Here is a 22,513-nt window from a genome sequence, read left to right on the forward strand (position 1 = left end):
GAACGCTGTGGCCTGTCCGTCATGCGGGACGATGCGCGGACGTGAAGAAATCGGTCCACGCACCGTCGCTCGATGCACCCTCGATGCGCTCAGTGGCGCCGCCCGGTGCCGCCCGTCGCGTCGGCGGGCGATACGTCGACGATCACGCTGGCCAGCGTCGGAACGTCGACCGGCTTGCACAGATACGCGTCGAAGCCGGCGGCCATCACGCGGCTGCGGTCCGCGGTGCCCGCATGCGCGGTCACCGCGACGACGGGCAGGCGGCCGCCGCCGTCCGGCAGATCGCGAATGTGGTCGAGCAGCCAGAAGCCGTCGCCGTCCGGCATCGCGAGATCGGACAGCACGACGCTCGGGTGCTGCCGCGCGACCACGTCGAGCGCGTCGTGTCCCGATTGCGCGGTCGACACCTCGGCGCCCAACGTTTCGAGCGCGGCCGCGAGGCTGGCGCGCGACGTCGCGTCGTCGTCGACCACCAGCACGCGCCGGCCGTCGAGCGCGACCGCCGTCGACGCCCCGCTCGGCCGTACCGGGTGGCCGGTCGGATCGTCGGCACCCAGGTCCGCCGGCAGCATGACGGTCACGGTCGTACCGCGCCCGGCGCCTTCGCTCGCCGCCGCGACTTCGCCGCCGTGCAGCCGCGCGATGTTGCGCACGATCGACAGGCCGAGTCCTAAGCCGCGTTTCGGCAACGCGGGCGCGCCTTCCGGCCGGCTGAACGTGTCGAACAGGTGCGGCAGGCGTTCCGCGGAAATACCTTGCCCCGTATCGGCGACCGATAGCCGCACGCGCGCGCCGGCCGGATTCAACGACACCTTGATGCGTCCGCCCCGCGGCGTGAACTTGATCGCATTCGACAACAGGTTCGACAGCAACTGGCGCAGGCGCTCGGCGTCCGCGGCGATCACGCAGCTGGGCATCGCGCACTCGGTCGACAAATCGAGGCCGTTCGCCTCCGCGGTCTCGCCGATTTCGCGCACGGCCTCCTGCACGATCCGCACGAGGTCCACCGGCGTGCGTTCGAGCCGCACCCGGCCCGTCGCGAGCGATGACGCGTCGAGCAGGTCGCCGACCATCCGCGACAGCGATCGCGCGCTGCGATCGATCGCGTCGATCGCCTGATGCGCGAAGCCCTGCCCCTCGCCGCTGCGCAACACCTCGACCCATCCGTAGATCACGTTCAACGGGGTGCGCAGTTCATGCGATACGGTAGCCAGCAGCTCGTCCTTCATCCGGTTCGACTCGTCGGCCTGCACGCGCGCGTCGCGCGCGCCGCGCAACATGCGCAGATCGCGCTGCTCGCAGCGGCGGCGTTCGCGCGCCTCGCGCAGCGTCATCGACAGGCCGGTGCAATTGCCTTGCGCGTCGATGATCGGGGACGCCGTGAAGGTCGCGCGAAAGCGGCTGCCGTCGCGGCGCAGGCACAGGATGTCGAGCGGGCCGGCCGGCGCGCCCGCGTCCGCGAACGATGCGGGAACGGGATGCAACCGCAGCCAGCGCGGCGCGATCAGCGTCGTGACGTCGTGCCCGATCGCCGCCGCCGCGTCGATGCCGAAGAGGCGCCGCGCGGCCGGGTTCCAGCTCGTGATCCGGCGTGCGACATCGACGCCGACGATCGCGTCGGGCGATGCATCGACCACGCGGCGCAGCACTGTGTCATCGACCGAGCGCGCCAGGCTTCCAGGTTCAGGTTCGCGGCGCGATGTGCGCGCGTCGCCCTCTTCCGCATCCTCGGCGCCGCGCAAGCGGTCGTTGGCGAGCAGCGGCTTGACGGCCATCACGAGCACGCACTCGACGAAGCTGATCGCGACGAAAGCGCCGGCCTGGGAGAGGAGATCGGGCAGCGGCATATTGCGCCACCACAGGCCGCCGATCACGGCGAGGCTCACGGCGCTCGCGGCGACGCCGCCGGCAAACGACGTCAGCCAGGCCGCAGCCGCGACACCGGCGTAGAAAGGCAGCGGCGCGAACGGTTCATGCATGCCGATGACGTGGATCGCCCACGCCTGCAGCACGGCCGCCACCCCGACGGCCAGCACGACCCATATGCCCTGCCGAAACAGCTCACGGGTAAAGGTCCTCATCGTTTCCCTGCATCGCACCGGCAACCGTCGCTCGACGGCATGCTGACTCGGCGGTCGGCATCCGTCACGCGTGCCGGGGCGAGCTACTTGGCGCAGCAACACGCATGCCCGATTGCGACGTTGCGCGCCATCGCCGCGTAATCTGCGTGAGGCCCGACTGTCTTGGCGCTCGGCCTTCTGCCGCCTTTGGTGATGCCGAACGCGCGCTTGCAAGTGCCTTTCGCATTTTCATTCAGCAGGTGTAAAAAGGCACCAATGGCGCGCAAGGTTGCCACATGCCGGCATCGCGATGCTGCAATCACCTATTTCTTCCGGTATCGCACCGGACATTGGAAATTTCTATGTCGCGGCACCTTTTGGTCCGTTCCGCTGTCGATGATAAATATTGCAACGAGGGAAACGGGCAATGCCGATTTTCAAAGCGGCCCCCTGACGCCTATGGCTGAAACCGCAAACCGTCCGAAGCAACGCGCCGATGCACGCCAGCTGTCCGGCCGCTCCGCGGCGATGCGCACGTTGCTCGACCGTATCGAGAAAATCGCGCCGACCCGCGCGAGCGTGATGATTGCCGGCGAAAGCGGGGTCGGCAAGGACATCGTCGCGCGGCGGCTGCACGACCTGAGCGCGCGCCGCGACGGGCCGTTCGTGCCCGTCAACTGCGGCGCGATTCCGGCCGACATCGCCGAAGCGCAATTGTTCGGCCACGAGAAAGGGAGTTTCACCGGCGCGATCGCGCAGCGCGAGGGGTTCTTCGAAGCCGCGTGCGGCGGCACGCTGCTCCTCGACGAGATCGCGGAAATGCCTGCGGCGCTGCAGGTGAAGCTGCTGCGGGCGCTCGAATCGAACACGATCGTGCGCGTCGGCGGCACCGAGTCGATTCCGCTCGACGTACGCATCGTGTCGGCGACCCGCCACAATCCGGCCGATGCCGTCCGGGACGGCCGGCTGCGCGAAGATCTGTTCTACCGGCTCGCCGCGTTTGCGCTGTACGTGCCGCCGCTGCGCCAGCGCAACGGCGACGTCGAGGCGATCGCACACGAGTTCGTCGACGCGCTCAACGAGCGGCACCGCTCGCACAAGCGGCTGACCGACGCTGCGATCGCCGCGCTGCGCGCGTATTCATGGCCCGGCAACGTGCGCGAGCTGCACAACACGATCGAGCGCGCATACATCCTCGCGGACGACGGCATCGACGTCGCGCTGCCGCAGCCGACGCTGCTGCCCGACCAAACGTCGGACGACGCAATGGCGCTGCCGCTCGGCGCGACCCTTCACTACGCGCAGCAGCGCTTCATCGCGGCCACGCTGGACCACTTCGACGGCAACAAGCCGCAAGCGGCGAAAGCGCTCGGCATCAGCTTGAAGACGCTCTACAACCGGCTTGCGCTGATGCGCGACGGCGGCCCCGCCTGAGCGTCGCCGCGCGGCGGCTCGACCTGCGTCGCTCGGCGCGGGTCATGCGACCTTGAACTGCCCGACCGTCGTCGCGAGTGCGTTCGCCTGCGTCTGAAGTGCGGTCGCGGCCGCGGTCGACTGTTCGACGAGGGCGGCGTTCTGCTGCACCATCTCGTCGAGCTGCGAGACCGCGCGATTCACTTCCTGGATGCCGCGCGTCTGCTCGTTCGCTGCGTGCGTGATCTCGGAGATGATCGTCGTCACGTTGGCGACGTTCGACACGATCTCGCGCATTGTGTCGCCGGCCTGGCGCACCTGCCCCGACCCGGCCGACACGCTCGCCACCGTCGACTCGACCAGCACCTTCACCTCCCGCGCGGCTTGCGCGCTGCGTTGCGCGAGGCTGCGCACTTCCTGCGCGACGACCGCGAAACCGCGGCCCTGCTCGCCGGCGCGCGCCGCTTCGACGGCCGCGTTCAGCGCGAGGATGTTGGTCTGGAACGCGATGCCGTCGATCACGCCGATGATGGCGCCGATCCGGCCCGACGCCTCCTCGATCTTCCCCATCGTCGCCACCACGTCCGACACGACCACGCCGCCGTGCGACGCGATCCGCGACGCCGCGGCCGCGCGTTCGTCGGCCTGGCCGGCAGCCGCCGCAGACTGACCGACCGTCGCGGTGATCTCTTCCATCGACGCGGCCGTTTCCTCGAGGCTCGCCGCCGCCGATTCGGTGCGCGACGACAGGTCCTGGTTGCCCGCGGCGATTTCGTTCGCGGCCGTGCGCACCGATTCGCTCGCGTCGCGGATCTGCCGCATCACGTCGTTCAGCTTGTCGACGAAGCTGTTGAACGAGCGCGCGATATCGGCCACTTCGTCGCGGCCTTCGGCCGGCAAGCGCTGCGTCAGGTCGCCCGTGCCCGAGCCGATCGACGCCATCGCCTGACGCACCTGCGACAGGCGGCGGAATGCGGTCGTGGTGATCGCGCCGATGATCACCGACGCGACGCCGACGATCACGACCAGCGTGACCAGCGACGCGGTCAGCAGCGAGCGCATGCCGGCCGTCGCTTCCGATTTGTCGAGCAGCACCAGCGCATACCAGTCGGTGCCCGGCACGGCCTGCGCGCGCGCGAGCTTCGCGTCATCGCCGACGTGCACTTCGACCGGCGCGGTGGCCGCGGCCAGCGACGCGGCGCTCATGCTGCCGAGGTCGGGCGACACGTCCGCCACCGGCTTCAGCGTGAGCTTCGCGTCGGGATGCGCGACGACGTGGCCGTTGCTGTCGATCAGCATGCCGAAGCTCGCGGGCGTCGGGTGGATCGACTTCACGTTCGCGATCACGCTATCCATCGCGACGTCGGCCGCCACGACACCCTTCAGCGCCCCGTCGCGCAGGATCGGCACCGCGAACGTGACGACCAGGTTGCCGGTGCCCGCGTCGACGTAAGGCGGCGTGACAACCGGCTTGCCGGCCTGAGCGGCCTGCTTGTACCACGGGCGGCCGGTCGGATCATAGTCGGGCGGGATGCCCGTCGGATCGGAGAAATGGAACACCTTGTCCGCGTAGCCCGCGTACACGTTCGTGAAGCCGCCGGCCGCGGCCATCTGCTTGAACACCGGCAGTGGATCCGGCGACAGCGCGGCGTCCTGCAGCGACGCGATCATCCGGCTCCTGGTTGCGACCCAGTCGCCGATGCCGACCACGTGGCCGCTCGCGACGGAGGTCAGGTTGCGGTCGATCGCGTCCTCGTTGTACGAGCGTGCGATGAAATAGTTGATCAGCGTGGTGGCGACGAGCGCGAAGACGACGATGGCGACGCACGCGGCAAGAATGCGGGTCCGGATGGACGAAAACATGGCAACGACTCGGTAAGGAAGCGGGACCGCCCGGTGGACGGATTCACCGGGTAAACGGCATCCGCGCCACTTACTTGAGGCCGTTGTGGCAATTCAATGAAACGTATGAAGAAAGGCGCTGCCGGCGCGTAAGCGTGTTGTCAGCCCGCGGACGGCGGTTTGCGCTGCGAGATGGCGAGCGTACCGGTCGAACGCCGGCCGCGTCCCGAGCGCACCAGTGGCGTTGATCGCGGCGAGCGTCCGTCACAGACGGCGATCGGCACGCGTGTCCGGCTCCTTGTGCTGCGTACCGGACGAGGTGTCGCGCTCGAGGTCGTCCTGTCTGCGCATCCGTTCGCGCAGGTGACGAATCGCGAACACGTGGATATAGTCGTGCACGCGGGCATCGGACGACAACGCACGCACTTCGTCGTCGAGCATCGTGCGCAGCTGGTCGTCGCCGATCTCGCGCTGTTCGGCGACGGCTTTCAAGGCTTCAAGCATGGTGTCCTGTTGTGACATCGACGGGCTCCTGACGGTCGAGGAACGAAAGGAAAAAAAGACGCTACCGGAAGATTAAGGACTGAATGGCCACCCGGCGTACGATGCGCCGAAGCGTGTTTGCGCGCGATCAACGGCACCTTGCGTGCCGCCGCGCCGATCGATTGCCGGATCGGCCCGCGCGCGGGATTCGCGGTGCGCATGGCCCGCGAACGACTGGAAGGATTGCCACGCCACCCCGAGGCGCGGCACCGCCGCTCGCGCAGACGAGGAACCGTCGCGTGACGCCGATGCAGTGAGCAACTTAGACCGGTCGAAATCCTGCGTCAAGCAAAGCGCGCCGGCCGCGATTCGTCTGTTTTTATGCACCGCATCGCCGCGCCGCACATGGCGTGCCGCGGCCCGCGCATCGCGCCGCGGCGGTCGAACGCCGGTGCCGTTTGTCAGCGGATTCCGATACGCCGCACGCAATGTCTGACAACGAGTTCAGCGCGCGCCGATTGGCAGCGAGGTATCGGTGACGGATACTGATGTCATGAACGATACGTTCATATCCGGTCATCGCTCAGCCGGCCGTTGAGTCGGCATGCGGGGTCCGGCGCAGGAGACCAATCATGGGACATCGCAATTTCCCGGCCCGGGACGGACGGCGGCACACGCTGTCCGCGCCCGCCGCGCCGGCCGGTATCCAGCCGCCCGACGATCTCGACGCGTTGCTCGCGATCGCGCGCGAAGCGGGCTTGCTCGTGATGCTCGACGGGCAGATCGGACGCGAAAAATACCAGAGTGTCGCGGGGTCGGTGCTCGCGCTGCAGCGGTTCGCCGCTGCGCTGCGTGCGCGGGCCGACGCCAACACACCGGCCGTTGCCGTCGCGGAGCCACGCCGCAAGGGACGACCCGGCTGGCCGCGGTTGCGCAATCGCACACCGGGCGGACGAGGACGTCCGCATGGCGTGCGTCGCGGCGCCTGCGTATGCCGCATCACCCGCCGCGGGCGCGACCAGCGAACGATGCGCTACGTATGAGAGCCTGAACGCAGCAGGCGCGGCACGGGGTCGCGCGATGGCTGCGTCGACTGCTACACCCATTCGGCAGCGAGCGCTGCGCGCCTCGCTTGCCGTCATCCGCGCCGCTCCGCCGTCGCGCGATCGCGTGTCCCCACACGCCGTTCCACTCGGCGATATCGACGAAGACAATACCTGCGAGGAAAGTAGTCTGCACGGGGCCAGGAAGCGGACGGGGTGAGATACACCCCGTCCGTCGTTCCAAGGCAGCCGTTAGCTGCCTACCCTCGTGCCGGAGAGTTCTTGATCGGCTCACGCGCCACGCGAGGCGCGGCACGGCTCCGGAAATCGGTTGATCGCAACGATCTCGGACATGCGTGCGTTCGGCGTCCGTTCGCGCGGCTCGGACTCGACGCGTCCAATCGCAACGTCACGTACGGACGACAGCCGGTCCGCCACGCCGGACGTTGTGTCACTGTCTCACGCGCGGCGCACGGCGTTTCTGATGCAGGTCAACGAAAGCCCGCTTCACCTGCATCGCGCTGCGCTCTTCACGCGTCGCCACGCACGAGCAGCACCGGCACCTGCGCGAGATGCGCGACCCGGCGCGCGACGCTGCCGATCAGCCAGGCGGCGATGCCGCGCCGGCCGTGCGTGCCGACCACCAGCAGTTCCGCATGCCAGTGCACCGCGTCGCGCATCAGTGCATGGGCGACGTCGTCACTGGTCGGACGGGTTTCGACGATGCCGCGCTTGGCCGGGTTGCCCGCCGCATGGAACAGCGGGCCGATCCGGGCCAGCGCATCCTCGCCTTCCGCGCGATAGGCGTCCTCGAGCGCGCGCACCGGCACGAGATCCGTCAGACGCACCGCGCGATCGACGACATAGGCCGCGTACAGCAGCGTCGTCGGCGCCGCGAAGCCGAGCCCGACGCGCACCGCGTGCAGCGACGGCTCGCTGCCGTCGACCGCGAACATCAGGCGCTGCAGCGGCCCGTCCGCCGGCCGCGCATAGTCGGCCGGGACGATCAGCAGCGCGCAGCGTGCGCGCGCGGCCAATGTGTCGGACATCGCGCCTTCGACGAGCCGCAACAGCCCGTGGTGCGGATTCGCGCCGACCACGAGCACGTCGGCATGCCATCCCGACGTCTCGTTCGCGAGTGCATCCGCAACCGTACCGCCCGTGACCGACGTATCGAGGATCACCTGCTCGACGGCCACGCCGCTGCCGGCGAACAGTGCGGCGGTGCGTTCGAGTGTCGCCTGCGCTTCGTGCATCATTTCCTCGCGCGCCGATGTCAGCAGCGCGTCGACGCGCGGGATGTCGGGCAGCACGAGGCGCGGATTGTCGATCGCGCAGACGATGCGCACCTGCATGCCGGGGCGCAGCAGCGTTCGCGTATAGCGCGCGGCGGACAGTGACTCGGGCGTCAGATCGACGGCCAGCGCGATGCGCGCGAGCGGGGGGATGGTCGAGGTGGTCGGGGTGGTTTGCATGGCGAAGGCCTCTGTGGACGCGTCGTCGCGGACGACGACCGGAGCTTCGCGCGGCAGCGGCCCACGGCGGGCGGAAGGCCGGCGTGGCGCGGGATCGGTGGATGGCCACGCGAAGCGCGGACAAGCGATTCCGACAGGATATGACGTCCTGCCGACGCGTGCATGATCGGGATCAATGCGCGTGCGGGCCGAGACGCGTTGCGTGCGCGTGTACGGCGCGCGGCGCGGTGGATTTTCGCCGGTTCGCTTATGGGATCAGGGGTTTCGTGCCAACCGAGTTTCGCGCGAACGAGAAGCGGGAAACCGGTGGCGGAATCGGAACGTGCGCGGCATTGCGCGCATGATTCATTTCGACAGCGTCGCCCGCACCGTATATTCGCCCTCGAGCGGCGCGGCGTGGGCCGGCCGCACGAAATACCGCGACGCATCCGCATCGGCCGGCATCGGTTCGACCGGATAACCGTGCTTCTCCCACGCATCGAGGCCGCCCTTCAGCGCCCTGATGTTGTGGAGCATCTTCTTGCGCTGCATTTTCGCGATCAGGCGCTTCGCGGTCGCCTCGTTCGGGCACACGCAATACACGACGATCGGCCGCTTCAGCAGTTCCGGATCGAGCAGGTCCGGCGAATCGAGATCGACCGGCACCGCACCGGCGATCCGGTACGGCTCCCGTTCGCGAATCGCGCGCGGCCGCGCATCGAAGATCAGCGGCGGTTCATTCGACGTCATCATCTCGACGAGCTGCGGCGGCGAGATGCGCAACTGCGCGAGGTAGCGGCGGAATTGCACGCGGCGCACCCAGCGGTACAGCACGAACGTGATGAAGATCGCGAGAAACGCGTCGAGGATCGTACCGCCGCTCGAGCGCACCCACAGCACGAACTGGACGATCTGGTCATGCACGGCCGCGCCGCCGACGAGCCAGACCGCGGCCCACAACGACGCTCCTGCCAGATCCCAGAACAGGAACACGCCGACGCCGATCGCGGTCGTGCCGAGCAGCGGCGCCGACACGAGGCCGAGGCCCGGCAGGAATTTGGAGATGACGAGGAGCGGCGCGCCGTATCTTTCGAACACATTACGCGCGAAGCGCAGCGTCGTGTCGAGCGACAGCGAGAAGCGCACGAGCCCGTTCAGCAAGCGCCGCCCGCGCGTGCGGCCCATGAAGAACCACAGCGAATCGGCAAGCATCGTCGCACCGATCGCCGCCGCGAACATGCTCGTCCAGGACGCCTGCCCCATCGCCGCCATCGTACCGCCGAGAATCAGCATCGGCACAGCTGGCACCGGCACGCCGAGCTGCGTGATGAGTACGCTCGCGAACACGGCCCACGGGCCGAGCGACGAGGGAATTGCAATGGGAAAGTGCCACACGGCGGCGCTCCTGGAAGACATGCGGACCGTGCGACGGAGGCGGCCGTCGATACGGCTGGCAGCGATCGCCGCGGCAGGTCCGCGGCCGACCCTGCACCACGCTGCATTCTAAACGGGTTTGGCGAGGGCCGCGCGGAACGGCTGCCGTCGGCGGCAGCCCGCACGCTCACGCGTCAGGGCGCTGCGCGAGCCCCGCGACGTATTCCGCGTATTCGGGAAACGCGGCGGCCAGTGCGGTCGCATCCGCGAGCTCGAATTCCGCGAACTCGAACCCCGGCGCGACCGTACAGCCCGCGAGCGCGACGTGCTCCGGCGACGCGCAGCGCGCGCCGAACCAGCGTCCGGCCGGCACGACGGCCTGGAACACGGTGCCCGGATGCGTGAGCGGGTTGCCGAGCCGATGGATCGTCAGGCCGTCGTGCTCGTCGAGCACCCACACTTCGAGCGGATCGCCCGCGTAGAAATGCCAGACCTCGTCGGAACGGATCCGATGCCACGACGAATACGCGCCGTCGCACAACAGGTAGTAGATCGCGGTCGACGCCGCGCGCGGCGCGCCGTCGGCAGGACGCACGACGGTATCGGTCGCGCGGTAGGTTTCGCGGAAATAGCCGCCCTCGGGATGCGGCTGAAGATCGAACTGGTGAATCAGGTCGGCGGCGGAAATCGGCATGGCGGATGACGTCGGTAAGGTAGGAAACCGGGCACGCGACGCACCGCGCAGGACGATCGCATATGCAATCTCCCGCACCGTCGCGTGCCGCTGCGTCGATCGCCGCGGCCATGCACGCGGCGACTGGATCGCGCTTGAACCCGCGCGACGATGAAGCGGACACCGGTCGATGCTGCCAGAAGTGCCGGTCACGATGCAACCGGGGCGATGCGATCACGCCCCTGTGTGGCCGCGCATGCACGGCCCGTTGATCGATGTGCCGGACGCGTGACCGACAACGCGGTCACGCCGTCACGCCGTCACGCCGCCATCCGCCCGGCCGCCCTCTGCCACCCGCGCCTCAACACCCCACCCCGGTCATCGCGCGGTCGCCACCGCAGCCGGCTCGTCGTGCCGCACCAGCAGCACCGGCCGGTCGGCCGAGCGCAGCAGCGATTCCGCGACACTGCCGAGCAGCAGCCGGCGCAGGCCGTGCCGCCCGCTCGTCCCCATCACGATCAGATCGGCACCGACCTCGGCCGCCGTGCGCATCAGCACCGCGGCGACGTCCTCGCCATATGCATCGAGCGCGCGCACGGCGCCCGGCACATGCTGCTGCGCGAGCACCGCTCGCGCGTCGTCGAGCACGGGCGTCGCCGCGGCGGTTGCCGCCGCGTCGCGGTCGCGTTCGGCCGCAAAACCCGCATCGACGTCGACGAGCTGCGGCCGATGCTCGACGACATACGCGCACGTCACCTCGCCGCCGGATGCCAGCGCGATCCGGATCGCCTCGTTCAGCGCGAGACGCGCGCTTGGGCCGCCGTCGAGCCCGACGAAAATTCGCTTGTACATGGTCCGCCCTCCGACCGGGCACGCGCCGTGCATCGCGCAACCACGCGCCCGTCACCGCGAGCCGGCCCGATGCCGGCTCGCCTGCCGAACAGTCTGCCCCCACCTGCCGACGCGCCCGTTGACGCGCGTCAATCGCCGCCGGAACGTCCGCTGCACCGCCCCGCTACCGCGTTTTCAGCTGGCCCTATTACAAAAAACCAATAAAACGCGCACAATTTCAGCTTGAAAACAAAAGTAGCACGCGGCGGGTGCGAGTTTTTCCCGGTTTTGCCGCACCGCCCGGCGCGCCACGGGCGGCCCCGACACCAGAATGGCCAATCGAATGACCGCCAGTGGCACCCCGTCGCGTGACGCCCGAGGGCCCACGCGCCTTCCGACCATGTTACGCCAGCCACTCGTGGCTGGCGTCGCTGCACTGTTCGCCGGCGCGGCGCTGTCGCTCGGCGTCGCGCTGCTGGTGCGCGAGCAGTGGCAAGGCGCCGTGCATACGCGCTTCGAACGCCGCACGTCGCACGTGACGGCGATGCTGCGCCACGAGTTGCAGACCGGCGCCGCCGTGCTCGAAAGCGCGCGCGGCGCGTTCCTGCTCGCGCCGCAGATGACACCCGAGCAATGGCGCCGGTATGCCGACACGCTCGAGCTCGACAACGGCCGTTCGCCGGTCCGGCAGCTCGGCTATGCGCCGCTGTCGCCCGCGACACGCAGCGCGCTCGCCGGCGACTCACCGCTGCCGGCCGGCCCGTTCGCGGTCGCGACGCTCAGCGCGCCGCTGTCGAGCGCGGCCGGCGCGCGCTTCGGCGCACCGGATCAGGCGCCGCTGGCACGCGCGCTGCGCACCGGCAATGTCGCGCTCGGCATCCATCCGGCCGACGACGATACGTCCCGCGATACCCGCATCCTCATGCTGTTCGTGCCGGCGACGCCTTCATCGCGCACGCCCGTCACGCCAGCCGGCGCCCATGACACGGCTGCCGGCGGCGTGCTGTTCGCGGCACTCAGCCCGAATCGCGTGGTGGAGCGCGCGCTCGACGCGGAACGGGGGCTCGACCTGCGGATGAGCGCCGGCGACGATCCGCATCCGATCGCGAGCGCGGAGACGACGACCGACGAGGCCTCCACGTCGCCCGACCTGATGCGCCGCACCGACCAGCTGAATTTCGGCGGCACCGTGCTGACGCTCGCCTATTCCGCGGACGGCCGCCCGAGCGCGACCGGCGCGCAGCGCGCGGCGGGCACGGTGCTCGCCGCCGGGCTGATCGCGTCGTTCGCGTTCGCGGCACTCATCCATGCACTGCTGCGCGGCCGCGCCGGGACGGCCGATACCGGCGCCAGCAGCCGCGGCATCCTCAACGAGGCGCGGATGATGGGCATCATCCGTTCGTCGATGGAAGCGATCATCACGATCGACGAGAAGCAGACGGTTGTCATCTTCAATCCGATGGCCGAACAGGTATTCGGCGTGTCGGCGATGGAGGCGATCGGCGCGCCGCTGTCGCGCTTCATCCCCGAGCGGTTTCGCGCCGCGCATGCGAAGCATGTCGACCAGTTCGGCGTGACCGGCGTGTCCGAGCGCCAAATGGGCCGCCAGCGCGTGCTGTTCGGGCTGCGCGGCAACGGCGAGGAATTTCCGATCGAGGCGTCGATCTCGCAGATCCGCGATGCATCGGGCAAGCTCTATACGGTGATGCTGCGCGACATCACCGAGCGGCAGCGCGCGGAGAACGCGCTGAAGCAGTCGCGCGAGGAACTGCGCGAACTCTCGGCGAACCTGCAGAACGTACGCGAAGAGGAAAAGACCCGCATCGCGCGCGAACTGCACGACGATCTCGGCCAGCAACTGACCGCGCTGAAGATGGATCTGTCGGTGATCGAGCAGCAACTGCGCGCGCCGGGCCGTGCGCAACCCAACGACGACGTGCTGTCGCACCTGCAGGGCATGCGCCGTCTGATCGATGCAACCGTCGCGTCGGTGCGGCGCATCGCAGCCGACCTGCGTCCGGTGATGCTCGACGATCTCGGCCTCGTGCCCGCGATCGAGTGGCTGGCGAACGACTTCACGAACCGCTACGGCATCGACGTCGAACGCCACATCGAAACGGGCGGGCTCACGTTCACCAGCGCGGGGGCGACCACGCTGTTCCGGATCGTCCAGGAAGCGCTGACGAACGTCGCGCGCCACGCGGATGCGACCCGCGTCGCGCTGCGGCTCGACATCGAGGAAGGCTTCTGCGTACTGCGCGTCGCGGACAACGGCCGCGGGGCGGCACCGGGCGGCAGCGCCCACGAGGACAAATCGTTCGGGCTGATCGGCATTCGCGAACGCGCACACATGCTGGGCGGCAACGTGACGATCGACACCGCGCTCGCGCGCGGCTTCTCGATCACCGTCGCCTTCCCGCTCGGCACAGTTCAACAGGAAACCACCCTCACATGATCAAGGTGCTCATCGCCGACGACCATACGCTCGTGCGCGACGGTCTGCGGCACATCCTCCAGAACGCCACCGGATTCGAGGTGGCCGGCGAAGCGTGCGACGGCCCGTCGACGATCGCGCTGGTTCGTTCGACGCCCGCGCAGGTGCTGGTGCTCGACCTGTCGATGCCGGGCCGCAACGGCGTCGAGCTGATCAAGCAGATCAAGGACGAGAAGCCCGCGCTGCGGGTGCTCGTGTTGACGATGCACGCGGAGCAGCAATACGCGGTGCGCGCGTTCCGCGCCGGTGCATCGGGTTATCTGACGAAGGAAAGCGCGAGCGCGGAACTGGTCGGCGCGGTGACGAAGGTTGCGTCGGGCGGCGTCTACGTGAGCCTCGCGATGGCCGAGCAGTTCGCGCAGAGCCTGAACGAGCCGGCCGAGACGCTGCCGCACCAGCGGTTGTCCGATCGCGAGTTCGACGTGTTCCGCCGGATCGCCGCCGGACAGACACTGACCGAGATCGCGCAGGCGCTGTGCGTGAGCGCGAAGACGGTCAGCACCTACAAGACCCGGATCCTGGAAAAGATGCAGATGCCCCACGAAGCGGCGCTGGTCCGCTATGCGATGCGGCACAAGCTGCTCGACGAAACGGACGATGTCTAGCGCCTGTTCACGCTAACCCCCGGCTTGCGCCGGCCGCGCGACGTGCGGTCCGGCCGGACGCCGGACGCCGCGCGGCTTTTACTTCGCCGGCACCGGGCACGCGAGATCGCCTTCCTCGCAGGACAGATACCCCTTCAGCGTCTCGTTGCGGATCTTCGTCAGATCGTCGAGGCAGGTCGACACGACCATCGAATACGCGCTGCCGCCTTCGGCGTTCGCGCTGGAGAAGTTGCATTCGGCATCGCGGTAGGCGATCCACGTGCGCTGCGCACTCACGAGTTTCTCAGCGAGCGGCTTCGCATCGCGCAGGCGCGCGGTGACGGCCTGGTAAGTGCGATTCAGCTCCGCGTCGGATTTCTTGTACGCGCGATCGGCACACGCCGTCATCGCCGCCTGATCCGTCGCCTCCGCACAATTCGCCTGCGCATGGGCAAGGTTCGCCGTCAGCGCGAGCGCGCACAGCAGACCGGTCAAGACACGCATGGATGCTCCTGTTTGTTTTCGTTGATTGGTGGAACCTCGTGCCGGGCTTGCCGCCGCGCCTCGGTGCGCGGCGTCGCCGACGAGCCGGCGCCACGCCATCCGCCACGGCTGCCGTGGCGTGGCGATGCCGACCGCGATGCTAGCGCACGCGCCGCGGATTGTCAGCCGGCGCCACGCGTGCGGCGGACGCAAAAAAGCCTGCACTCGACACGAGTGCAGGCCTTTTGATATAGCGTTGCCGGCGGCCCGCAGGACGCGCAGCGAATGGCTTAGTGACCGAAGTACACCGACGAACGGTCGGCCGCGGCCGGCACCGTCACGCGCTGGCCCGACTGCGACGTCGCGACCGGGTTCGAGCCGTAGCCCGTGGCGTCAGCCTGCGCGCCGGTGTTCTGGGCTGCTGCGATCTTTGCCTGTGCGGCCTGGATGTTTTCCGGATAGTTCATCCAGTCGTTCGGGTTGTAGCCGGCCTTCTCGAGCTGGACCAGCTCGGCACGCACTTGCGCGCGCGTCAGCGGCTGCTGGTTCGATTGAGCGAACGATACGATCGGTGCGGCCACCAGTGCGGCCAGTGCAACTGCCTTGATCAGCGATTTCATGATGCGTTACCTCCAGATTGTTTTGTCAGGCGCTTCGGACTGGGTAGTCGTTGCGCATGAGTGAAAGTCTAGGCGGCTCGGCTATCAGGGTAAATACTTAAATCGCGAATTCACTGTTGACCGAATTCCGTACAATTTCCGCGCATTCGGTCAAATCATCAGAGGATTAGCGTCACATCCGCACCCAATTAAACTGCGGCGCGCTGTAGCAGGCCGCGCCTGGGCCGGCCAATCCAGCCGGCCATGGACGGCGACCCCACGTCAGCGGACGTGATCGGCCTCCGTGCTTTCCACCGACAGGTCGAACAGCAACGCCTTCAGGCGGATCCGGTCGGCCGCGGCGATTTCGCTGAATGCTGCGTGATGAAGCGTCCAGCCCGGTGTCGCTGGCTCCGCGTGCACCGCGCGCACCGTGGCGTCGAGCGCCAGCAACGCGATACGGTCTCCGTCCATGTACGGCAGCTGCACGCGAAACGGCTCGCCGGCATCGGCGAGCGGGCGGTCGACCGCGATCGACAATCCGTTCAGGCTCAGATCGTGAACGATCCCGATACCGTCGGCCTGTGCCGCCCCGCCTGTGCAGCAGGCCGCGATCCGTACCGGCACGCGCGGCTCGACGCGCGTGCGCAACCGGTCCACGAAGCCCGGCGGCGACAGCACCATGAACGGCGCGCCGCCTACGGTCTGCACCGCCTCGACCGTCGCACCGAAGCGCGACACCGCCGAGCGGCCGATCGCGACCGCCTCGACGTCGTCGCCGCGGGCAAAATCGAACACGGCCGACGGCCGCGGTTCGACGAACAGCACGCCCGATGCGCCGACCCCGATCAACCGGCAGCGTTGCAGCACGCGGGCCGCACCGACGCGCCGGCGGATGCCGATCGCGGCGCCGGCCGACAGTCCCATGTGCGCAGCCGCTGGCACCGTGTCGCCGTCGGACGCTCCGGGTCCGGCGTCATCGCGCCTGCGAACGGGCCGGAAGTGATCGAACAGGAAGTCGTGCTGCGCGGGATCGCGCAGCGTGGCGCCGGCGGGCAGCAGCGCGGCGCCGCCCGCATCGTAGAGATCGAAGCCGAGCGGGACGCCGGCGGCGACGTCATCGCGCGCGAGCGCGACGTAATCGGTGATGAGCGGCATCGGAATGGCGCGGAGCGGCCGCGCGAGCTGTCGTGACAACGTGATTACGGCAGCATCGCGCGAAATCTGAACGGCTCGTTACTCCGAACCGCTGGTCGCGTCGGGTGAAGCGGGCGCCGGTGCCGGTGCCGGAGCCGGTGAAGGTGCCGGCACGGCGGAAGGCGCGGTCGCCGGTGCGGAGCCGAGGCCGCCGCCACCGGTATTGCCCGAACTCGCCGCGCTGCCTCCCGCCGCCGCCGGCGGCTGCACGGGCTGCGATTGCGACGCGCCCGCCGACAACGCGGCGGCCGACGCCGCCACCTCGGACGCCGGGATCCACTCCTCGACGATGCCGCCCGATGCCGGCCCGGACGCCGACGCGGCGGACGCCGCCGACGCCTCGTCTGTGTCCTCGTCGGGCTGACGCTCGATACGCTGGGTCCTCACGGGCGCCGGCTCCTGCTTCGATTCCGGGCCGAACCACCCGTCGAACAGGTCCGTCACCCGTTCGCGCGCCGACGCGAACCAGCCGGGCGACGGCTCGGTGTCGAATTTCAGCTTCGTGTCGACGATCCGGGCGCGCTGCGCGCGCTGGAAGAAGTCGCCGACGATCGGCAGCGCGCTGTGCGCGCCTTGCCCCCAGTAGTCGCTGCGCAGCGTCACGCGGCCGTCGTCGAAGCCGACCCACGCGCCCGCGACCAGCCCGGGCTGCATCAGGATGAACCAGCCGTCCGCGTTGTCCTGCGTGGTGCCGGTCTTGCCGGCCACATCGCCGCGGATCCCGAAGCGCGTGCGGATGCTGCCGCCGGTGCCGCGCGTGACGACGTCGCGCATCACGTCGAGCAGCGTCTTGTCGGTTTCGGCGTCGAGCGCGCGCTCGGGCGGCGCCGGCGCGTATTCGGCGAGCACGTCGCCCTGGCGGGTCTCGATGCGCGTGACCATCTGCGGCTCGACGTACAGCCCGCCGTTCGCGATCGTCGCGTACGACGCGACCATCTCCTTCAGCGTCACGGGGCTCGTGCCGAGCGCGAGCGACGGCACGCGCTCGAGCGGGCTTTCGCGCACGCCCATGTCGCGCGCGAGCCGCGCGACGGCCGCCGGACCGACCTTCTCCATCACCTGCGCGGTGATCCGGTTGCGCGACAGCGCGACCGCGTCGCGCAGCGTCATCGGCTTGCCGGTGGGCGGCGCGTCGTCATTCGGCCGCCAGATCTCGCCGCCCTTCAGCGGAATCTCGATTGCCTGGTCGACGAACGTGTCCTCCGGCTTCATCCCGTTCGCGAACGCGACGCCATAGACGAACGGCTTGAAGGTCGAACCCGGCTGGCGCCGTGCCTGCGACACGTGGTCGAACGGCTCGTTCGTGAAGTCGCGGCTGCCGACCCACGCGCGGATCTGCCCGTCGCGCGGATCGATCGCGACGAAGCCGGCCTGCACGTCGGTCTTCGCCTTGCACAGCGCGCGCATGAAGCCTCGGTCGGCGGCGAGCTGCTTCATCGCGGCCGCATCGTCCTTGCCGGCGTCCTGCGCGGCCTTGTATTCGGGGGACTCGCGCATGAAGGTGCGGAACACCTCGTTGTCGGTGCCGCAGCCGTCGCGGCCGCTCCACGCGTTGTTCGCGATCCCCTGCAGCTGGTTCGCCTGCTGCGTGAGCGCCTGAGTCGCCATCTGCTGCAGCCGCGCATCGATCGTGGTGCGCACGATCAGCCCGTCCGAATAGATGTTGTAGTCGTTGCGGTCGGCCCAGCCGATCAGCCATTTGCGCAACTGCTGCGCGAAATGCGGCGCGGGCCCCGGCGGCTCCTTCTGGCGCTCGAAGTCGACACGCAGCGGCCGGCGCTGCAACTGCGCGAACTGCGCCGGCGACAGCTTGCCGTACTTCACCATCTGGCCGAGCACCGTATTGCGCCGCTGCAGCGCGCGCTCGGGGTTCAGCACCGGGTTGTAGTAGCTGTTGCCCTTGAGCATCCCGACGAGCGTCGCGCTGTCGAGCACGTCGAGCTGGTCGGCCGACTTGTCGAAATAGGTGCGCGCGGCCATCTCGACGCCGTACGCGTTGTACAGGAACGGCACCGTGTTCAGGTAGGTCTCAAGGATCTGCGGCTTGCTGTAGATGGCCTCGATCTTCAGCGCGGTGATCGCCTCCTTCACCTTGCGCGTGAGCGTCGGCGCGCGGCCGATCTCGTCCGGATACAGGTTGCGCGCGAGCTGCTGCGTGATCGTCGAGCCCCCCTGGCGGTTGCCGGAGAACGTATGGAGCGCGGCCGACGCCGTGCGCTTCCAGTCGAGGCCGTGGTGCTCGTAGAAGCGGTGGTCCTCCGTCGCGATCAGCGCATCGACCATGTGCGGCGAAATCTGCTTGAGCGGCACCCATTCGCGGTTCGACGGCTTGAATTCCGCCAGCAGCTTGCCGTCGGCGGACAGCACCTGCGCGGGCTGGTCGACGCGCGCCTTGCGGATGTCGCCGATGCCGGGCGTGAACGGAATCAGCGCCAGCACGTACAGCAGGAACAGCACCGGCACGGCGGCGGCCGCGAGCAGCACGCCGCGGCGCGTCGGATGACGGAGATGGCGCCAGGCGGTGGCCAGCACACGCTTGACGGGCACGGCGGCAGCGGCCGCGACGGGTTGGGCGCGCGCGACCCATTTGGCACAGAGATCACGCACTGACGACACGTTTCGGCGATTCACGCGGGTGGGGGATCGGCTGGAAAGGCAGCATCGTACCAAAACTCGCGCGGCCCACCGGCCGGCGGCCAGCCGGCGCCTGTGCGAATGGCCTCCGCTCGCGCCTTTTCACAACAAAAAAGGCGCGCGCCCCGCAAGGGGACCGCGCGCCAAGCCTGGTACAACCGGATGCCGTGCGCCGGTGTTCAGCGCACGAGGAAACCGTAGGTCAGCGGATCGCGTTCGTCGACGATCCAGTTCGCGAACCCGCAGATGTGCGCGCTGCCCTCCACTTCCGGGATCACGGCCGGGATGTCGCCGACCATCGTCTCGCGTAGCACGCGCCCCTTGAACACCGTACCGACGATCGACTCGTTGACGAGCGTGTCGCCGGCCGCGAGCAGGCCGCGCTGGTACAGCTGCGCGACACGTCCGCCGGTGCCGGAGCCGGTCGGCGAGCGGTCGACTTCGCGATCCGCGAACACGCAGCAGTTCGCCTGCGTCGAGCCCGGATGGCGCGGCGCATTCGCGATGATCGTGCCGTAGATATGGTTGATTTCCGGAATCTCCGGATGCACGACGGGATACTTCGCGTTCGCGGCGGCCTTCACTTCGGCGCCGAAGCGGATCAGCCTCTCCACCGCCGCTTCGCGCACCGGCAGGTCGAACGGCGCACCGTCGACGTAGAAGTAGAACGCGCCGCCGTACGCGATGTCGCCGGTCACGGTGCCGAACGACAGCGTGTCGACCGACACGTCGCGCCGCCAGATGAACGACGGCACGTTGACGAAGCGCACGGGCCCCGCGTGCTCGCCGTCCCATTGCACGAACGCCTCGATGAAGCCGCACGGCGCATCGATGCCGATGCGCGTCTCCGGCACCGTGCGCTGCACCCAGCCGAGTTCGACCGCGGCGGTCGACAGCGCGATCACGCCGTGCCCGCAATGGTCGCTATAGCCCTCGTTGTGCAGGAAGATCACGCCGAAATCCGCGTTCGGCGACACCGGCTCGGTCAGGTAGCCGCCGTACATGTCGGCGTGGCCGCGCGGTTCGAACATCAGCGCACGGCGGATCTCGTCGGCGTGCTCCTTGAGCCACGCGCGGCGCTGGACGATCGTGTCGCCCGGCAGGCGCGGCAGCCCGCTCGTGACGATGCGAAAGGCTTCGCCGCCGGTATGGACTTCGACGGTCGAAAGGGATCGGGAAATTTTCATGGGGATCGAAAGCGGGAAGACGAAGGACGGCGCCGCGGCGCCGTCCGGTGGCGGTTACTTCGCGTACGGCTCGGGCAGCCCGTTACGGATCACGTAGACAGTGGTCGGCGCGCCCTTCAGGTCGCCGTGTTCGTCGAACGAATAGGTGCCCGCGACACCCGCGTAGTTCGATTTCGCCAGTTGCGCGATCAGCTTCGCCTTGTCGGTGGTCGTGCCGGCCTTGACCATCGCGTCGGCGAGCAGCTTCATGCCGTCGTAGTAGTTGACGCCGTAGACCTGCGTCTCCGTGTGATAGGTGTCGTGGTACTTCTTCAGGAATGCGCGGCCGGCCGAGGTTTTCTCGAGCGCGACGCCGCCCTGCGCGCAATAGACGATCGACGCGGCCTCGCCCGCGACCTTGCCCATGTCGGCCGAGCAGATGCCGTCGCCGCCGAGCAGCTTCGCGCGCAAGCCGCGCTGCTTCATCTGCTTCGCCATCGGCGCGCCCTGCGCCGCATAGCCGCCGAAGAAGATCACGTCGGGATTGCTGGCCTTGATCTTGGTGAGAATGCCGAGGAAATCGGTCGCCGACGAGCTCGTGTACTCCTGGTCGACGATCTTGATCCCGTTGGCCTTCGCGACGTTCGCGAACTGCTCGGCGACCCCCTGCCCGTACGCGGTGCGATCGTCGATGACCACGGCGGTCTTCGCGTTCAGCGTCTTCGCTGCGAAGGTCGCCATCGTGCCGCCGAGCTGCTCGTCGCTCGCGCCGATCCGGAAGATGTTCTTGAAGCCCTGGCGCGTGAGCGCGGGATTCGACGCGACCGGCAGCATCGGCACGCCGGCATTGGCGTACACGCGCGACGCGGGAATCGCGACGCCCGAGTTGTACGGGCCGAGCACCGCGACGACGCCCTTGTCGACCAGGCTCTGCGCGACCTGCACACCCGCCTTCGGGTCGGCCTGATCGTCGTCGGACACCAGCTTGAACGTGACCGTCTTGCCGGCCACTTTCACACCCGCCTTGTTGAGCTCGTCGACGGCGAGGCGCGCGCCGTTTTCATTGTCCTTGCCGTTCGCGGCCTGCGGGCCGGTCAGCGGCGCCGAGTGGCCGATCGTCACGACCTCCTGCGCGTGCGCGGAAGTCAGCGCGCCGGCAGCAACGGCCACCGAGAGCGCGGTAATGAGGTGTCGCATGGTGTCTCCTGATTGGTTTTGTGTGAAACCAATGTAGGACACGCATGGTCACGATGCAAGCAATTTCAAAATACTATTTACGATTCTGGTCATATTTCAGACCAGAATGCCGCGGCGTGCGTTACTTCGGCGTGATGTCGCGCCGCACGCGGAGAATGTGCTGCTCGACGTAGAACGCGGCCGCGTCGGCGTCGCCGGACACGATCGCCTCGTAGATCAGCCGGTGCTCGGACACATAGAGCCGGATCCGGCCCGCGTCGTAGATGCCGTCGTCCTTCAACCGTTTCCACAGCGGCTGGTCCATCGTCTTCGCGACTTCGTCGGCGATCTTCACGATCAGCGCATCGCCGGTCATCAGCGCGAGCTGCCGGTGGAACAGCCGGTCGCTCTCGTTCCACAGCGCGCGCTGCCGCGGGTCGTCGACATCGGTGATGGTTTCCATCTGCGCGAGATAGCCTTCGGCGATTGGATCGGCCCGGCCATGCGCGGCCGCGAGACGCGCGATCGCGGGCTCGAGGATGAGCCGCACGTCGAGCGTCGACGTCGGGCTGAAGTCGGCATCCGGCGCGCTGCGCGTGTCGCCGCGCTGCGCGAGCACGTCGAGCGGTGCCGGCACGACGTAGGTGCCCGAATTGCGCTTCGTGAACACCAGCCCTTCGTTCTGCAACGCGCCGAGCGCCTCGCGCACCGCCGGCCGGCCGACCTGGAACAGTGCCGCGAGTTCGCGCTCGGACGGCAGCCTCGAATCGGCCGGATAGCGCCCCGCGCGGATCTCGTCGCGGATCTTCTCGGCGACCTGCTCGTAGATCTGCAGCGGCCGGAAACCGGCTTCAAGGGATTCGGGACGCGCGGACATCATCTGGGGCTCCTGCCAGGTCGGGGCGTGGTTCGGGAATGGGGCGCACGATACCGCAGCGCAGCGGGCCGGCACGTGCGACGGCCCATCTGGACGGATATTAGAACCAAAATCGGTAATCTGCCTGATT

At 68.6% G+C, this 22,513-nt stretch carries 19 protein-coding genes; 5 read left to right on the plus strand and 14 right to left on the minus strand.

Annotation, left to right across the window (positions count from 1 at the left end; all coding sequences use genetic code 11):
- Positions 1 to 89: 89 nt before the first annotated feature.
- Positions 90 to 2,081, minus strand: coding sequence for an ATP-binding protein (locus tag FFI87_RS23455; protein ID WP_138850188.1), 1,992 nt, complete (start codon positions 2,079 to 2,081; stop codon positions 90 to 92).
- 375 nt (positions 2,082 to 2,456) lie between these two features.
- Between FFI87_RS23455 and FFI87_RS23460 the strand changes: the two genes are divergently transcribed.
- A complete protein-coding gene (locus FFI87_RS23460) occupies positions 2,457 to 3,494 on the plus strand; it encodes a sigma-54 interaction domain-containing protein (protein ID WP_041490035.1) in 1,038 nt (345 codons plus the stop codon).
- Between the two features lie 42 nt (positions 3,495 to 3,536).
- On the opposite strand, the gene FFI87_RS23465 is transcribed toward FFI87_RS23460, so the two are convergent.
- Both FFI87_RS23465 and FFI87_RS23470 read right to left on the minus strand, forming a co-directional pair.
- On the minus strand, positions 3,537 to 5,336 hold the full coding sequence (locus FFI87_RS23465) for a methyl-accepting chemotaxis protein (protein ID WP_138848844.1): 1,800 nt from the start codon (positions 5,334 to 5,336) through the stop codon (positions 3,537 to 3,539).
- A 243-nt stretch (positions 5,337 to 5,579) separates the two neighbouring features.
- A complete protein-coding gene (locus FFI87_RS23470) occupies positions 5,580 to 5,837 on the minus strand; it encodes a DUF3562 domain-containing protein (protein ID WP_011658797.1) in 258 nt (85 codons plus the stop codon).
- A gap of 99 nt (positions 5,838 to 5,936) precedes the next feature.
- Between FFI87_RS23470 and FFI87_RS34575 the strand changes: the two genes are divergently transcribed.
- A complete protein-coding gene (locus tag FFI87_RS34575; protein ID WP_186381727.1) occupies positions 5,937 to 6,101 on the plus strand; it encodes a hypothetical protein in 165 nt (54 codons plus the stop codon).
- Positions 6,102 to 6,430: 329 nt separating this feature from the next.
- On the plus strand, positions 6,431 to 6,841 hold the full coding sequence (locus FFI87_RS23475) for a hypothetical protein (RefSeq protein ID WP_012366043.1): 411 nt from the start codon (positions 6,431 to 6,433) through the stop codon (positions 6,839 to 6,841).
- Positions 6,842 to 7,371: 530 nt separating this feature from the next.
- Here FFI87_RS23475 and FFI87_RS23480 read toward each other — a convergent pair.
- The 4 genes from FFI87_RS23480 to FFI87_RS23495 all read right to left on the minus strand — a co-directional run bounded on the left by FFI87_RS23480 (position 7,372) and on the right by FFI87_RS23495 (position 11,194).
- Positions 7,372 to 8,316: a universal stress protein gene (locus tag FFI87_RS23480; protein ID WP_006750993.1), complete on the minus strand. Its 945-nt coding sequence runs from the start codon at positions 8,314 to 8,316 to the stop codon at positions 7,372 to 7,374.
- Positions 8,317 to 8,661: 345 nt separating this feature from the next.
- Positions 8,662 to 9,690, minus strand: coding sequence for a DedA family protein/thiosulfate sulfurtransferase GlpE (locus FFI87_RS23485; RefSeq protein WP_012366042.1), 1,029 nt, complete (start codon positions 9,688 to 9,690; stop codon positions 8,662 to 8,664).
- 166 nt (positions 9,691 to 9,856) lie between these two features.
- Complete coding sequence (locus FFI87_RS23490; protein ID WP_138848843.1) at positions 9,857 to 10,363, minus strand: cupin domain-containing protein; 507 nt, start codon at positions 10,361 to 10,363, stop codon at positions 9,857 to 9,859.
- A gap of 357 nt (positions 10,364 to 10,720) precedes the next feature.
- Positions 10,721 to 11,194 (minus strand): universal stress protein, encoded by a 474-nt coding sequence (locus tag FFI87_RS23495; RefSeq protein WP_138848842.1) that lies wholly within the window; start codon positions 11,192 to 11,194, stop codon positions 10,721 to 10,723.
- A gap of 322 nt (positions 11,195 to 11,516) precedes the next feature.
- Between FFI87_RS23495 and FFI87_RS23500 the strand changes: the two genes are divergently transcribed.
- A complete protein-coding gene (locus tag FFI87_RS23500) occupies positions 11,517 to 13,628 on the plus strand; it encodes a PAS domain S-box protein (protein ID WP_138848841.1) in 2,112 nt (703 codons plus the stop codon).
- Positions 13,625 to 14,272 (plus strand): response regulator transcription factor, encoded by a 648-nt coding sequence (locus FFI87_RS23505; RefSeq protein ID WP_006755659.1) that lies wholly within the window; start codon positions 13,625 to 13,627, stop codon positions 14,270 to 14,272. The genes FFI87_RS23500 and FFI87_RS23505 overlap by 4 nt, the downstream gene beginning before the upstream one ends.
- A gap of 78 nt (positions 14,273 to 14,350) precedes the next feature.
- On the opposite strand, the gene FFI87_RS23510 is transcribed toward FFI87_RS23505, so the two are convergent.
- From FFI87_RS23510 to FFI87_RS23540, 7 genes are all read right to left on the minus strand, one after another.
- The gene (locus FFI87_RS23510) at positions 14,351 to 14,755 is read right to left on the minus strand and encodes a lysozyme inhibitor LprI family protein (protein WP_138848840.1); all 405 of its coding nucleotides are present in this window, start codon (positions 14,753 to 14,755) and stop codon (positions 14,351 to 14,353) included.
- A gap of 269 nt (positions 14,756 to 15,024) precedes the next feature.
- The gene (locus FFI87_RS23515; RefSeq protein WP_011658781.1) at positions 15,025 to 15,354 is read right to left on the minus strand and encodes a DUF4148 domain-containing protein; all 330 of its coding nucleotides are present in this window, start codon (positions 15,352 to 15,354) and stop codon (positions 15,025 to 15,027) included.
- Positions 15,355 to 15,615: 261 nt separating this feature from the next.
- Positions 15,616 to 16,491: a PilZ domain-containing protein gene (locus FFI87_RS23520; RefSeq protein ID WP_138848839.1), complete on the minus strand. Its 876-nt coding sequence runs from the start codon at positions 16,489 to 16,491 to the stop codon at positions 15,616 to 15,618.
- Between the two features lie 78 nt (positions 16,492 to 16,569).
- A complete protein-coding gene (locus FFI87_RS23525; RefSeq protein WP_186381728.1) occupies positions 16,570 to 19,146 on the minus strand; it encodes a penicillin-binding protein 1A in 2,577 nt (858 codons plus the stop codon).
- Positions 19,147 to 19,343: 197 nt separating this feature from the next.
- The gene (gene lhpH / locus FFI87_RS23530) at positions 19,344 to 20,351 is read right to left on the minus strand and encodes a trans-3-hydroxy-L-proline dehydratase (RefSeq protein WP_138848837.1); all 1,008 of its coding nucleotides are present in this window, start codon (positions 20,349 to 20,351) and stop codon (positions 19,344 to 19,346) included.
- Between the two features lie 54 nt (positions 20,352 to 20,405).
- Positions 20,406 to 21,527 (minus strand): branched-chain amino acid ABC transporter substrate-binding protein, encoded by a 1,122-nt coding sequence (locus tag FFI87_RS23535; RefSeq protein WP_012366034.1) that lies wholly within the window; start codon positions 21,525 to 21,527, stop codon positions 20,406 to 20,408.
- A 121-nt stretch (positions 21,528 to 21,648) separates the two neighbouring features.
- Entirely contained in the window at positions 21,649 to 22,386 is a 738-nt protein-coding gene (locus FFI87_RS23540) for a FadR/GntR family transcriptional regulator (protein ID WP_006755371.1), read from the minus strand.
- Positions 22,387 to 22,513 lie beyond the last annotated feature (127 nt).

Origin of the sequence: Burkholderia sp. KBS0801 (assembly GCF_005937855.2) — a bacterium.
Classification (GTDB): domain Bacteria; phylum Pseudomonadota; class Gammaproteobacteria; order Burkholderiales; family Burkholderiaceae; genus Burkholderia; species Burkholderia ambifaria.

What these genes read in the sequence shown, in the direction of transcription:
- FFI87_RS23455 (WP_138850188.1), bottom strand. Translation starts at nt 2,081, where the DNA reads ATGAGGACCTTTACCCGTGAGCTGTTTCGGCAGGGCATATGGGTCGTG.
- FFI87_RS23460 (WP_041490035.1), top strand. Translation starts at nt 2,457, where the DNA reads ATGATAAATATTGCAACGAGGGAAACGGGCAATGCCGATTTTCAAAGC.
- FFI87_RS23465 (WP_138848844.1), bottom strand. Translation starts at nt 5,336, where the DNA reads ATGTTTTCGTCCATCCGGACCCGCATTCTTGCCGCGTGCGTCGCCATC.
- FFI87_RS23470 (WP_011658797.1), bottom strand. Translation starts at nt 5,837, where the DNA reads ATGTCACAACAGGACACCATGCTTGAAGCCTTGAAAGCCGTCGCCGAA.
- FFI87_RS23475 (WP_012366043.1), top strand. Translation starts at nt 6,431, where the DNA reads ATGGGACATCGCAATTTCCCGGCCCGGGACGGACGGCGGCACACGCTG.
- FFI87_RS23480 (WP_006750993.1), bottom strand. Translation starts at nt 8,316, where the DNA reads ATGCAAACCACCCCGACCACCTCGACCATCCCCCCGCTCGCGCGCATC.
- FFI87_RS23490 (WP_138848843.1), bottom strand. Translation starts at nt 10,363, where the DNA reads ATGCCGATTTCCGCCGCCGACCTGATTCACCAGTTCGATCTTCAGCCG.
- FFI87_RS23495 (WP_138848842.1), bottom strand. Translation starts at nt 11,194, where the DNA reads ATGTACAAGCGAATTTTCGTCGGGCTCGACGGCGGCCCAAGCGCGCGT.
- FFI87_RS23500 (WP_138848841.1), top strand. Translation starts at nt 11,517, where the DNA reads ATGACCGCCAGTGGCACCCCGTCGCGTGACGCCCGAGGGCCCACGCGC.
- FFI87_RS23505 (WP_006755659.1), top strand. Translation starts at nt 13,625, where the DNA reads ATGATCAAGGTGCTCATCGCCGACGACCATACGCTCGTGCGCGACGGT.
- FFI87_RS23510 (WP_138848840.1), bottom strand. Translation starts at nt 14,755, where the DNA reads ATGCGTGTCTTGACCGGTCTGCTGTGCGCGCTCGCGCTGACGGCGAAC.
- FFI87_RS23515 (WP_011658781.1), bottom strand. Translation starts at nt 15,354, where the DNA reads ATGAAATCGCTGATCAAGGCAGTTGCACTGGCCGCACTGGTGGCCGCA.
- FFI87_RS23520 (WP_138848839.1), bottom strand. Translation starts at nt 16,491, where the DNA reads ATGCCGCTCATCACCGATTACGTCGCGCTCGCGCGCGATGACGTCGCC.
- lhpH (WP_138848837.1), bottom strand. Translation starts at nt 20,351, where the DNA reads ATGAAAATTTCCCGATCCCTTTCGACCGTCGAAGTCCATACCGGCGGC.
- FFI87_RS23535 (WP_012366034.1), bottom strand. Translation starts at nt 21,527, where the DNA reads ATGCGACACCTCATTACCGCGCTCTCGGTGGCCGTTGCTGCCGGCGCG.
- FFI87_RS23540 (WP_006755371.1), bottom strand. Translation starts at nt 22,386, where the DNA reads ATGATGTCCGCGCGTCCCGAATCCCTTGAAGCCGGTTTCCGGCCGCTG.